Here is a 12,575-nt window from a genome sequence, read left to right as displayed (position 1 = left end):
AACGGAATTCTTGTTGTAATAACTTTTGTTTTCTAGCTTCCCCATAAGCTTATAACCGATGCCAATGGCATCGGTTTTTTTTTGCCTACACGGAAGTAGGCAGCTCGAATTTGTCGGGAACTGAAATTCGACTATGCATGGAAAGCACTTATCCGGCCAGGTATTCGTTCCCTACGATCCGAGGATTTCTACATCCGTGTAGTCTACGAGCCATGGATGCTGCTAGTCAGGATTCACCGATTTTCCTGGCCCCTGTATTCAAACCCAAGCACTCAGCATCATAACTACGCTAATTTAGTTAATCGAATGAGACGTTGGATACGAATAGCTTAACTACCAACCAACATTCTCGATCGTCTACCGAACATCTTACGCAGCAGCCAGACCACCATCATGCTCATGGCCAACGAAAAAACAAAATTGGCAACGCCGAAAAAATACATTGTCCAGGGTTGGTAATCCGTGATGTGCTGAAAATCCCAGAAGTACATACCTAGCAGGGAAATGAAAAAAGCATGCAGAAAATAAATCGAGAACGCCTCATTGGCGAATATCTTCAACCAATACGGTTGTTTCTCTCCCTTATTTCGAAGCCAGAGTAATACCAATGTCGCCATGCTTAGTTTTTGCAAGTAAAACAGTGATTCTTGCAATGAAAAATAGCCAAAGCGATTGATTTCATTGTACATCAACCAGGCAATAGCGGCTGAACTGACGATAACCGTCATTATCAAATAAAATCGAAATCTAGCCAGTTTATTGAGTAGGTTTTCAAGATCATTGCCGAGAAAAATCCCTACCGTATAGGCTCCGCTGAAGTAGATCACGGCACCCACGTTAATTTGAGAGGTTTCTGGAGAAAATTCAGGTCTTGAAAAGATCAGAGGCAACAACATGACCAACCACACCCACACCGCAGAATAAGAACGAAGTAATGTGAGTTTATTTAGCAGTGGTGTAAGGATAAACAAGATTAACAGTAACGGAATATACCAGTAGGTAAACTGGGCTTCACCTCGGATAAAGTTGGGCAATATTGCGGTGAAATAGTCAGCAGCATCATCGGGAAGCGCCAGACCAGTATTCGATGCATTCCAGCGCATCATTGTAAATACAATCGTGCAAAAGATATAAGGCAGTAGCACATTGATTACTTTGCTTTTGTAAAAGCTTTGATAACCGCGCACCCGCAGAATCGATGAAAACAGAAGACCCGAAATCAGGGCAAAAAACAGTGTTGCATCATGAAACAACAATTCGTTGAGCATCACCAGAGGGTGCGTTGTGTCTAATTGCCAATCCATTGGGATAAGTAAAGCGAAAGCGATTGCATGAATAGCCACGACATTAAGAATCGCAAACCCTCTAAAACTGTGGACATAACCGAGGTAACTCTCCTGGTTCATTTTCTTGCGCCTTTTTTAGATGTAAAGTGCAATACTCAATGTATATCATATACTTACCTTCATTGGTTTAGCGAAGGAACGCTTTGTAAAACACAGCGCTAAGCACAAGTAATATAGCCAAGCTATTCGATATAAACAATCCATCGTATGGTAATTACAAACTGGCTCATCATGACGGTTTAAAACCAGAAAGCGGATAGTTTGTTAAAATTTGTGTTTTTTTGAGCTCTGAAGCCTGCCACTTGCTCACTTCAGCGATATCAACTCCCGTACTCCAATCCATACTTAAGCTGTACAAAGCCAAAGTCATAGACTTTCGTATCGAGCAGGGTGAATTGTTGCTTTTGCGCCAGGCCAGAAAATAATGGAATGCCCTTGCCGATCACGGTTGGTATCAACGTGATTTCAATATCCGTTAAAAGCCTGGCTTCAATAAAGCTGCGAATGGTAAAGCCGCCATCAATATACAAGCGTTTTGCCCCTTGGCGACTGAGCTTTTCACAAAGGGCCTGTATGGGTTGGGAGCTGGCGGTAACTTTATCTTTTAAGTGATCGGGTATCGACAGGTATCTGGAACTTAACACAATAACCGGTTTGCTATACACCCACTGCCCAAAGGACAAAATCTTTTCATAGGTATTGCGTCCCATCACTAGATAATCGATGCTATCCATAAAGGCTGAAAAACCACAATCTTCACCTTTGGGCACTAATGCGTTGGCGTCATCGAGCCAGGAAAGATCACCACCCTCCCCGGCAATAAATCCATCGAGTGATGTGGCAATATAAGCAGAGCATTGTAGAGTCATGATTAACCGATTGCGTATATGTGGATATCCACCTGGATAAATCCGGCGTCAGTTAATCATAGTATAGACTGGGGTTACTCAGAATCCGATTGCTCTTCCGAGTCATGTTGCTGTTCTTCTAAGGTTGCAAACCAATCACAAATTACTTGATTCGCGGTATCCAGGCCCAAGCGATTAAGCGATGAAAACGCCTGCACTTTAATATTGTCATGAAGCTGTTCACACGCTTTGCGAATCTGTAAAACTTCGGCGCTGCGTTTACCGGATTTTAATTTATCGGCTTTGGTGAGCAACGCCAAAACCGGCAATCCACTATCATTAGCCCACTCAATGAGATCAGAATCTAAATCTTTTAATGGGTGGCGAATGTCCATTAATACCACTAAGCCTTTCAAACTCAGTCGTTTTTCCAGATATTCAGCAAGTGCTTTTTGCCATTTCTTCTTCATTTCCAGAGGAACTTTTGCAAAACCATAACCGGGTAAATCGATTAATCGGCGATTATCACCAATATCAAAGACATTGATCAGCTGGGTACGCCCCGGGGTTTTACTGGTTCTCGCCAGGCTTTTTTGATTGGTTAACGTATTGAGAGCACTAGATTTTCCGGCATTTGAGCGGCCAGCGAATGCTACCTCAATTCCGGAATCTTCCGGCAATCGACGGATATCAGGCGCACTTAACGTGAATTTGGCTTTGTGAAGATGAATTACCGGTGCTGTCAAAATGTTTTCCAAAAATGAAAGTTACTTGCGCTAAATTATATCCTTTTTTAGCCGCTCTGTTGACCTTTAAGCGTCAGCTTTTAAGCATTTCGCCGAAGAAAAGTCGTGAAAGGTAACGTTTAAACCTATTGAATGACAAAAGTGTTTTCAATCAAATTGGGTTTCAGGGGTTATTTTAAGCTTACTTCGACGCTTTTTCTCTATACCGTACTGCAAGCACGGGTTTGCTAAAGCATAGAGCAAAAACCTTGCTCCACTCACGTTTAACCGAGTGCAAATTTCCCCTTGAACAATACCTCCCCTCTTTAAGAAAATTTAAAAATAACCGTGACTTCTGGGTGAGATTTTTGATCTTAGCCATTACAGAACTGTATATTTTCGTGTAAAATGTCGGAAATTTTTTATAAACGCGTTATAAATTGTAAAGCGATGTGCGCATTACAATTTGAAATACAGGCAGAAACTCTATGAAAAAAATCATTCTCTCAGCAATCCTAGGTTGCGGTTTGATGGGTAATGTATTGGCTCAAGGTGATGCAGAAGCTGGTAAAAGTAAAGCAGCTGTATGTGCCGCTTGTCATGGTGCAGATGGTATCGGCACCACTGATGCCTACCCTAACCTAGCTGGTCAGCACGCCGATTATGTCGTTAAGCAGCTAAAAGCGTTTAAAGGTGGGTCTCGTGTCGATCCGGTAATGGCGCCGATGGCAGCTAATTTATCGGAACAGGATATGGCCGACTTAGGTGCGTACTTTGAGAATGTAGGCAAAGGTGGTAGCACAGACAGTGCGAGTGCAGAAGCGGGTTCAGCGCCAGCAGCACCGGCTGCACCAGCCATTGTTGCTGATGCAGCTATGGGTAAAACTTTGTACGAGAAAGGCGATGAAAGCCGCGGTATCACCGCCTGTATTACTTGCCACGGTAAAGATGGCGATAGTGAAGTATTGATTAACCCAAATCTTTCTAATCAGCATCCTGAATACATCGTTAAGCAATTAAATAACTTCAAAGAGCACGCCACTAGCGATGGTGAAGCTGGACGCGCTAATGCAGCGATGAACCAGGTTGCTGCGAACCTTACTGAACAGGATATCGCAGATATTGGCGAATTTTTAAAAGCCCCTGCAGACGTGAAACAAGCAGCGAAAGCAAAGAAAACCGTCGAATTAAATCATGTTGGCGATGTTGCGCTTGGTAAAGAAAAGTCTGCGACATGTATCGCTTGTCACAGCGCTGACGGTAACAGTATGGTGCCTATGTATCCAAAACTGGCGGGGCAAAGCGAACAGTATTTATTCAAGCAATTGATGGATTTCAAAAAAGCCGTTGATACCAACAACGAAGAAGGTCGTGTTGACCCAGTAATGGCGGGTATGATTGCGCCATTATCTGAAAACGATATGCAAAACCTTGCGGCCTATTTTGCTAGCCAGAAAGTATCGCCAAGCGCGGCGGAAGCGAATGAGCTTGGTGAAACCTTATATATGAGTGGTGACGCACAACGTGGCATCACGGCCTGTGTCGCTTGTCATGGTGTCAATGGTCAGGGAATGGCGCTTGCGGGCTTCCCGGTTATTGGACAACAACACGTTGATTACCTGAAAATACAACTTGGCAAATTCCGAGATGGTTCACGTGGTAACGATATGAACAGTATGATGCGTAATATCGCCGCCAAGTTAACTGATGAAGATATGGAAGCCGTTGCGCAATATATGTCTTCTTTAAAATAAGACCCGATATCAATAATGAAAAAGCCAGGTTTAACCTGGCTTTTTTTTGGCCTGAGCTTGGTAAGAAACTGATGACCAAAGCCTCAACGTTAAAATTTAAGCCAATTCCAGTATCAGATCCAACCCTCAATCGGAGTGCAATAGTTGCCTGATTATATTCATTGAAAATTAGGATATAATCACCGACTATGGAATTTTAGTAAAACAAAAACAATTAGATGGACAACCCTGTGCGAACTCTCCTTTACATTTTTAGTGTGTATTTTTGCCTGTCTGTGCCGTTCGCCATTGCCGCAGACAAAACCTTAAAGACCGATGAACCGCAGCAGGATGAGCAGCCGGAATCTCGCTATGACACCCGCTATTTCATTCTTAAGCCCCACAAACGCAATTATATCTTACCGATAACGGCAACCGATAATTTCAACGAGCAGGCATACGCAGAGGTCCCGCAATTTGCCGATAATTTTGAAGATATTGAAGCTAAGTACCAGATCAGCCTAAAGTTTCCTTTGTTGAATGAAGGTTTCCTATTCAAGCAAGACAGTTTGCACTTTGGCATTTCGTTGCAATCCTGGTGGCAAATCTATGCCGATAACATCTCCAAACCTTTTCGCGAAACCAATTACCAACCTGAAATTTTCTATCGGGTAAAAACCCCGTGGAAGCTCCTCGATGGCAACATTACCCTTGGGGTTGGAGTGGAGCATCAATCGAATGGCCGTTCGCAGCTTCTTAGCCGCAGCTGGAATCGCATGTATGGTGAAGTTATATTTCAGAAAACAGACTTTAAAGCCACCTTCAAGCCTTGGTATCGGTTGCCTGAAAATGAAAAAAGGAGCCCTGAAGACTCTGAAGGTGATGACAACCCGGATATTCGCGATTACATGGGAAACTATCAGGTAGAGTTCGAATATTTGTGGGGAGATGTGGGGATGGATATCATGCTCCGTGAAAACTTTTCCACCCATAAAGGCGCATTTGAACTTGGCTTAACCTTTCCAATCTGGAGTGGTTTAAGAGGCTACTTGCAGTACTTCAATGGCTACGGCGAAAGTTTGATTGATTACAACCATAATCAACAGAAAGTCGGCCTGGGTATTATGCTGGATACTTATTTCAATTAACCCCAGGTAGCACTGCGTTTAGCGGAATCACAAAGGGATTTCGCGTCGTGGTTTACTAGCGCTTTAGCTAAAAAATATACTTTCTGGGGGTTGGTAAGATGGGGTGGCTGATGGGATTTGAACCCACGCCAGTCTGTATTTGCGGAATCACGAGTGATTACGTTCGTGGATCAGTTTTACTTACGTGGAAATTTACATTCTTTCTGAGGGTAAAGATGAGGTGGCTGATGGGATTTGAATCCACGCCAATCTGTATTTGCGGAATCACAAGGGGATTTCGCATCGTGGTTTACTGGCGCTTTAGCTAAAAAATATACTTTCTGGGAGATAGTAAGATGGGGTGGCTGATGGGATTTGAATCCACGCCAATCTGTATTTGCGGAATCACAAGGGGATTTCGCATCGTGGTTTACTGGCGCTTTAGCTAAAAAATATACTTTCTGGGGGTTGGTAAGATGGGGTGGCTGATGGGATTTGAACCCACGACAACCGGAATCACAATCCGGGGCTCTACCAACTGAGCTACAGCCACCACTGAAGGTGTGTTTAGGCCAAGGAAGACAGCCTGAAACAGTGCGCGGATTGTATATTAACTTAGCCGACAAATACAAGCGCGAGAGGCAAAAACTTTCACTTTTAACCAAAATTTTAGCCACAGCTTAGATATCCCCCACTATCTCACAGGTTAACTCCTATATACTTGAAACAGACTTTATTAACCGAGTACATATATGTCGTTAGAACATCTTGCCAAAGGCTTAAACCTTGATGCGAATGAAGGGCCACCCATTGAAAAATGGAATCCGCCTTTTTGTGGTGATATTCCGATTAAAATCGATGGTAACGGCAAATGGTTTTACCAAGGTAGTGAAATCTCGCGGCAATCGATGGTCAAACTGTTTTCAACCGTTTTATGGTTTGAGAATGACGAATACTTTCTCGTCACCCCTGTGGAAAAAGTGCGTATTGAGGTAGAAGATCTGCCTTTTATTATCACCCAGTGGCAAAATATTAAAACCGACTCCGACGAAAGCCACACTCTGATCCAGGTAAGCACCAGCCTTGAAAATTCGGTGGTGATCTCTAATAAAAACCCAATAGAAATTGATACGCTGGGTTTAAAAGTGCGGATTCGCAGGAACCTTTACGCCAGAGTACACCGCAACGTTTATTATCAATGGGCTGAAATCGCAAAAGTACAAACTGACCCCACTCAACCCGAACGTCAGAGCGCTGTAATTTCAAGCGCCGGCAGTGATTTTTCAATCGGCAATTTGTAAACCACTAGACGATGCTCGAATAGCGATTATTTGCCAATTGCGGTTTGATATATTGATCAAATGACATGCAAATATTGCGAACAAATAATCGACCAATATCACAGACCTGAAGTTGTTCTTTATCCTCGATCAGTAAGCCATCAACTTTTAATGCATTCAAGCTCTGTAGGTCGTCGGAAAAATGCTCATCAAAGATAATTTTATATTTATCTTCAATTTGTTTCTTATTCAGACTGAAATTACACATGAGTTGCCTGATAACATCCGAACGCAATTCGTCTTCAGCCGTTAAGGTTAACCCTCGAGCAAGCGCATGCTCATGCTCGTCAATCGCATGATAATAGTCATTTAAGTCTTTATGATTTTGCGCCAAACTTCTGCCAACGGCGCTGATTGCCGATACCCCAAGTCCTAATAAGTCACTATCTCCAAGGGTAGTATACCCCTGAAAATTTCGGTGTAACTGCCCTGCTTTTTGGGCGACGGATAGTTCATCATCCGGTTTAGCAAAATGATCCATACCAATAGCCTGATAGCCATTGTCGGTAAATGCGGTCATGGCCTGTTCCATTAACTGCAGTTTCTGTTCAGCCGTTGGTAACCAGTTGTCCTTAATCTTTCTCTGTGACGCGAAGCGCTGCGGCATGTGGGCATAACTAAATAATGATATGCGATCGGGATCCATTGCCTGCACGGCCGTGATTGTCTGCTCCATGGTATCGGAATTTTGATGGGGAAGACCATAAATCAAATCCAAATTAACAGAAGCAAATCCGTGGTTTTTCGCGGCCTCAACTAATGCGGCGACATGTTCGGTCGATTGTTGTCTGTTTATCGCCTCCTGCACTGCCTCATTGACATCTTGCACGCCAATACTTAAACGATTAAAACCAATGTTGTGTAAATGTGCGATACGCGCCACGGTCATTTCTCTGGGATCAATTTCAATCCCCATTTCGACCTGATCTGACACGTTAAATTGTTGGCGTAAATAAGAGGTTAACTCATCAAGTTGCTGGTCATTCAAGAATGTTGGCGTGCCACCACCAAGGTGAATCTGACAAACTTTACGATCGGAAAATAACTTTGCCTGTTGATGTATTTCTCGTTTTAAAAAGATTAGATACTGCTCTGCTTTGTGCTTATGTTTAGTGACAATTTTATTACAGCCGCAGTAATAACAAAGCTTATGACAGAATGGGATATGAATATATAAGGATAATTCCCGACACTTGCCAGTGTTGATGGCATTTAAAAAAGCCTGACGGTTAAATTTTTCGGTGAACTCTAATGCGGTCGGATAAGAAGTATAGCGAGGCCCTTGCAAATTATATTTGGACACAAGTGGGTTTTGAGCAATAGGAACAATGGACATAAAATCAGGCCTGGCGTAAAAACGCCAGTCTAATGGACAATGGATATTGAAACGTTGATCTAAGACAAAAGCAGTATCAAAAATAACTTTAGTCAGCGCATTGAATGCACTTAGTGGCCGCGGGTTGTACCTTCAAGCGCTCCCGCGCAATATCTTCACCACAGTCCTGGCAAATACCGTAGGAACCATTTTCAATGCGAGTGATGGCATTCGAAAGCTGCTGTATTTCAATCTTTGCTTCGAATTCAAGCGCATTCAGAACTTCATCGTTTTCTCGCTCGCCAGCCTGTTCCGACCAATCCGCATTTCTGCCTTCGGCAAAATCATCATGAATTGAGGTTACCCTTGACTGTAATTCTACAATTCGCTTGGTAAACTCCACTTTAAGAACTTCTGACATAGACGTAGCCCCTTTATTATTTGCTTTGTGTCAGATCTCGCAATGCTTGTTGACGATTCGATGCGTCAGGTATCAGGCGCTCAATATCGGCATAAATGTCCGATTCCAAACTCTCTTCATAACCCATACGCTCCAGATCCAGCGCCAACTTTTCTTTTTTGGAAAGCTTTTTTCTTTCCTCAAGAATCGGCATATGCGAAATCTTGTTATATAAATTAAATATAGCAGGGAATCTTTGAGTTGGTGATTCAAGGGACTCTTCCATAGACTCCAATAGAACCGAAAGGCGCCAGCAACCTTCTGATAAATCGCATTGTTTTTCTTGTATGGCTTTACAAATAATCAAGACACTGGAAACTACCTTGAGATCTTTTTCTGCACGCTTTTGCTGTTGCTTAAGGGCAATGCTGCGCTGCGACTGCTGTTGATGTCGCAACTGAAACAGCAGATAACTGGCATAAGCCGCCAGTAAAAAGATCACAACTGCGGCGCCAATGAGCACCGCTATCATTGAATTTGACACAGAATTACTACCCTATTTTTCTTTGTCTTCTTGATATTCGCTAAAGTCATAATCATCGAGCTTATCCCAAAGCGCCTCTTCGCTAACTTGCGAGCTCTCTTGGGTCTGCACATCTTCGTCTTGCTCTTGTTCTAATCCAAGTTCAGACACTAACTCCTGATAACGCGCTAACCCCGCCTGTAACTGCGACTGTTGCTCTTCAGTTAACGCTTCACCGGCTTCATCACGAGCCGCCAGCGTTTGCAAGGCTTCATTATTTTCGAGCGCCAGAAGTTCTTGCTCCAGCGCGGCACTATTGTCGACAACACGGACAGGAGCTATCGATTCCGGCCTGTTCTCAGGCTTAGGTGCAGGCTTACTATGAGTTACCTGCTCAACACCTAAAGCTATCGGCTTTTTGCTCCCTAATCGAGGATCGCGCTGAGCAGATTGATTGGCTTGATTCGATTGTTTTGCTTCTGTTACCTGGCGAGAACCCGGCTTATTGCCGCTTTTTTTACGGATGCGCTTTTCCTTTTCTTCTTTCGGAGTACGCTTTGGTAAAATCGCCTTCATCAAGGCGCCTTCTTTACGAGATTTTTTTGAACGTGACATTAGAAGTCTGTAAATAATGGGTAATAGAGTTATTTTACTGCATAGTGCCGTAAAACCCCAGAATTCACTCAATTAGTTGTCATTAATCGACAGGCGAAAAAAAAGCGATAGGGTTAACTATCGCTTTTCCAAAGCTCTTAACAAGCTCTTTTTCTTGTTGGCAATCCAGCCAGAATATATCCTTATAAACTATCCATATATTCGTTCGTATCCGTACATTATTTTTTCTTTTCGGTCGTCCTGACACCTTATAGGCTATCCATAACCTCAAAAGAGGTAAAATTGCTATTCCTAAGCAAGTAAGCAATCCGTGCTTAAAAGGGTAATCCTTACCAGAATGTCCATCCAGCATCCTTACTGAAATTCCATTATTTGATTTCTAATTTGGCTACTCCTTGTAGCTGTTATTAAGTTTACTCGCGTTACACTTGGTTACAATCCAAAAATTGGCGTTTGTCATACAGAAAACAACCTCAACAGCACTAAAGTGCTGTATTTAATGCATTTTTCAATTTTAAACTGATAAAAGTTAGGTTTTAACCCCCTGCAACAATGGTCAATGTCTCACACAGGAGGAGAAAAAACAGACAGATTCTCCGGTTACATTCTCCGGCTCAAGCAGTACATACGACAAAACGGCTTGCATAAATGATAATCACAATTTTACAAAGCAAGAATGTTTACGGTCATTCACAGGGAGCATTACCACTCGATTTCAATCGGTGTACCGACATTAACCAACGCCATGAACTCGTCCATTTCTTCATTGGTTAACGCGATACAGCCGTCGGTCCAATTATATTGTTGCGTAATCGGTGCGAGTTTTTCTCGACCATTTTTTTGACCGTGAATCATAATTAGCCCGCCAGCGGAAACACCATTTTGCTTAGCATTGGCTAAATCGACTTCGTTAGGGTAACTAATGTGCATAGCCCGGTAAAAAGAGGAATCTTCTTTTTTGTAATCGAGAATATAGCGTCCTTCGGGCGTGCGCTCATCCCCTTGACGCTGTTTATGCCCTTTAGGGTTTTCGCCCAGCGCAATATGGTATTGACGAACGACTTCCCCTTGTTTGATTAAGTACATAAGGTTCTTGGACTTATCTACTTTTACCAAATCTACTTTTACCAAATCTACATTCACTAAATCTACATTGGCAATGCTGGCGAAAGAGAAAAACAACAACAGGATCAAGAAACGCATCGTGATGGCCTCGCAGTGTATTGTTCAGGGGTTCTAAACTGCAAGAATCCGATGTTTAACAGAGGTAGCTAAAAAGAAAAAGCCAAGAATTATAAGATTAGTAAATGTTTAAGACTTTGCCGCTTTCTCTTTGCCTTTCATTGAATTTATTGGTCGGAATTGCAGAGCAATTACCAAAGAATTTGTGTGACCTAAATTGAACAACACAAACCACTAAAAAGGAACTTTGACGGTAGCATGGTGAATGATAGTCGCTAGGAGCAGTAGGTTATTCACTAGATGACTTAAAGTATCAAAACTGAAATAGTGAAACGGATTAACTCACCACAAAGATATTGCGATGCTGGTTATTTGCGGATGTTATTGAGGGTTTGCGGAGTTCTTGAGGGTTTGCGAAAAACTCGTTGCTAAGGGGGTGATATGAGCACCCCCTGCACGCTTAAATGATTAGACGTCTAGCTTACTAAATGCATCTTTGGGAACAATCGCACCTGGGTGCTGGATCACTTCACCTGCAACTTTTGCAGCGAGGCGAGTCGCATCTTGCATTGATTTTCCTGCAATGCGAGCGCCTAAATACGCACCATTAAACGAATCCCCCGCAGACGTTGTATCAACAACATTGGTCACTCGTTGCACATCAATTTCAGCACGCTCATCTTGCGTCATAACAATGATATTCTTTTCACCGTTTTTAATGATTAGTTCCAAAAATTCATAATCCTGGAAAAACGCAACAATCGCTTCTGCTGAATCGATATTGCCATTGCATAACGATGGGTACATTTGTTCAAAATCATCAACACCAGGGATCAAAATATCCGCAAGTTGATACGCATTCGCAAACTGTTGCTGAGCATCTTCAAGAGTACTCCAAAGGCGGGCCCGATAATTCAAATCGAACGCAATTTTAACGCCCTGTTGCTTTAATTGACTAACGACTGTCCAAAACTTTTCACGATGAGATTTTTCGATTATAGCCAGTGAAATCCCGGTAAAGAAAAACACATCGCCAGCATCTAACTGCAAAGTTTCAGGGGCATCAACAAACTGCATAACCTGACGTGCAGCAGCGCTTTCACGCCAATACAGGAATGAGCGTTCGCCTTCGTCATCGGTTTGTACCAGATAAATCCCTGGTAATCGTTCCGGGTCACGAAACACCAATTGATTATTCAGATCTTCACTGGCAAACCTAGATAACATTGCATCGCTCATGCTGTCGCCGCCGATGGCAGTTAATAGCTTGGTATCAACGGCGGGAAACAATCGCTTTAAATAAACAGCAGAATTATAGACATCGCCGGCAAATGACTGACCCGCAATTTGACCTGATTGCTTGTCCTGTAGCAATTCAATCATACATTCGCCCATTAATACGATCTTGTTCATTTGGCCTG

The 12,575-nt window shown here is 42.8% G+C and carries 12 protein-coding genes and 1 tRNA gene; 3 read left to right on the top strand and 10 right to left on the bottom strand.

Translation table 11 applies throughout. The features are described from left to right. Positions 1-329 precede the first annotated feature (329 nt). The 3 genes from FE810_RS07045 to yihA form a co-directional block, all read right to left on the bottom strand. Positions 330-1,406, bottom strand: coding sequence for an acyltransferase family protein (locus FE810_RS07045; protein WP_138319340.1), 1,077 nt, complete (start codon positions 1,404-1,406; stop codon positions 330-332). Between the two features lie 260 nt (positions 1,407-1,666). After that, complete coding sequence (locus FE810_RS07040; protein ID WP_138319339.1) at positions 1,667-2,215, bottom strand: dihydrofolate reductase family protein; 549 nt, start codon at positions 2,213-2,215, stop codon at positions 1,667-1,669. A 74-nt stretch (positions 2,216-2,289) separates the two neighbouring features. After that, positions 2,290-2,940, bottom strand: a complete 651-nt coding sequence (gene yihA, locus FE810_RS07035) for a ribosome biogenesis GTP-binding protein YihA/YsxC (RefSeq protein ID WP_138319338.1) — start codon at positions 2,938-2,940, stop codon at positions 2,290-2,292. Positions 2,941-3,407: 467 nt separating this feature from the next. On the opposite strand from yihA, the gene FE810_RS17145 reads away from it, so the two are divergent. Together FE810_RS17145 and FE810_RS07025 are read left to right on the top strand one after the other, a co-directional pair. Further along, complete coding sequence (locus tag FE810_RS17145) at positions 3,408-4,673, top strand: c-type cytochrome (RefSeq protein WP_212744482.1); 1,266 nt, start codon at positions 3,408-3,410, stop codon at positions 4,671-4,673. A gap of 230 nt (positions 4,674-4,903) precedes the next feature. Beyond that, the gene (locus FE810_RS07025; protein ID WP_171022285.1) at positions 4,904-5,800 is read left to right on the top strand and encodes a phospholipase A; all 897 of its coding nucleotides are present in this window, start codon (positions 4,904-4,906) and stop codon (positions 5,798-5,800) included. A gap of 456 nt (positions 5,801-6,256) precedes the next feature. Here FE810_RS07025 and FE810_RS07020 read toward each other — a convergent pair. Beyond that, positions 6,257-6,332 (bottom strand) — tRNA-His (locus tag FE810_RS07020). A 199-nt stretch (positions 6,333-6,531) separates the two neighbouring features. Here FE810_RS07020 and FE810_RS07015 point away from each other — a divergent pair. Further along, the gene (locus FE810_RS07015; protein WP_138319336.1) at positions 6,532-7,080 is read left to right on the top strand and encodes a DUF1285 domain-containing protein; all 549 of its coding nucleotides are present in this window, start codon (positions 6,532-6,534) and stop codon (positions 7,078-7,080) included. Between the two features lie 4 nt (positions 7,081-7,084). On the opposite strand, the gene hemN is transcribed toward FE810_RS07015, so the two are convergent. The 6 genes from hemN to FE810_RS06985 form a co-directional block, all read right to left on the bottom strand. Next, the gene (gene hemN, locus FE810_RS07010; protein ID WP_138319335.1) at positions 7,085-8,455 is read right to left on the bottom strand and encodes an oxygen-independent coproporphyrinogen III oxidase; all 1,371 of its coding nucleotides are present in this window, start codon (positions 8,453-8,455) and stop codon (positions 7,085-7,087) included. Between the two features lie 88 nt (positions 8,456-8,543). After that, a complete protein-coding gene (locus FE810_RS07005; protein ID WP_138319334.1) occupies positions 8,544-8,855 on the bottom strand; it encodes a TraR/DksA family transcriptional regulator in 312 nt (103 codons plus the stop codon). Between the two features lie 16 nt (positions 8,856-8,871). Next, positions 8,872-9,378, bottom strand: coding sequence for a DUF2489 domain-containing protein (locus tag FE810_RS07000; RefSeq protein ID WP_138319333.1), 507 nt, complete (start codon positions 9,376-9,378; stop codon positions 8,872-8,874). A gap of 12 nt (positions 9,379-9,390) precedes the next feature. Then, positions 9,391-9,972 (bottom strand): Der GTPase-activating protein YihI, encoded by a 582-nt coding sequence (gene yihI / locus FE810_RS06995; protein ID WP_138319332.1) that lies wholly within the window; start codon positions 9,970-9,972, stop codon positions 9,391-9,393. 702 nt (positions 9,973-10,674) lie between these two features. After that, a complete protein-coding gene (locus FE810_RS06990) occupies positions 10,675-11,175 on the bottom strand; it encodes a L,D-transpeptidase family protein (RefSeq protein ID WP_138319331.1) in 501 nt (166 codons plus the stop codon). A 447-nt stretch (positions 11,176-11,622) separates the two neighbouring features. After that, positions 11,623-12,567 (bottom strand): sugar kinase, encoded by a 945-nt coding sequence (locus FE810_RS06985; protein ID WP_138319330.1) that lies wholly within the window; start codon positions 12,565-12,567, stop codon positions 11,623-11,625. Positions 12,568-12,575 lie beyond the last annotated feature (8 nt).

Source organism: Thalassotalea litorea (assembly GCF_005843925.1).
Taxonomy (GTDB): domain Bacteria; phylum Pseudomonadota; class Gammaproteobacteria; order Enterobacterales; family Alteromonadaceae; genus Thalassotalea_A; species Thalassotalea_A litorea_A.
This window is presented reverse-complemented; position numbering and strand designations above follow the sequence as displayed.

Coding starts and splice junctions, on each gene's coding strand:
- FE810_RS07045 (WP_138319340.1), bottom strand. CDS start 1,406: ATGAACCAGGAGAGTTACCTCGGTTATGTCCACAGTTTTAGAGGGTTT.
- FE810_RS07040 (WP_138319339.1), bottom strand. CDS start 2,215: ATGACTCTACAATGCTCTGCTTATATTGCCACATCACTCGATGGATTT.
- FE810_RS17145 (WP_212744482.1), top strand. CDS start 3,408: ATGAAAAAAATCATTCTCTCAGCAATCCTAGGTTGCGGTTTGATGGGT.
- FE810_RS07015 (WP_138319336.1), top strand. CDS start 6,532: ATGTCGTTAGAACATCTTGCCAAAGGCTTAAACCTTGATGCGAATGAA.
- hemN (WP_138319335.1), bottom strand. CDS start 8,455: ATGTCCATTGTTCCTATTGCTCAAAACCCACTTGTGTCCAAATATAAT.
- FE810_RS07005 (WP_138319334.1), bottom strand. CDS start 8,855: ATGTCAGAAGTTCTTAAAGTGGAGTTTACCAAGCGAATTGTAGAATTA.
- yihI (WP_138319332.1), bottom strand. CDS start 9,972: ATGTCACGTTCAAAAAAATCTCGTAAAGAAGGCGCCTTGATGAAGGCG.
- FE810_RS06990 (WP_138319331.1), bottom strand. CDS start 11,175: ATGCGTTTCTTGATCCTGTTGTTGTTTTTCTCTTTCGCCAGCATTGCC.
- FE810_RS06985 (WP_138319330.1), bottom strand. CDS start 12,567: ATGAACAAGATCGTATTAATGGGCGAATGTATGATTGAATTGCTACAG.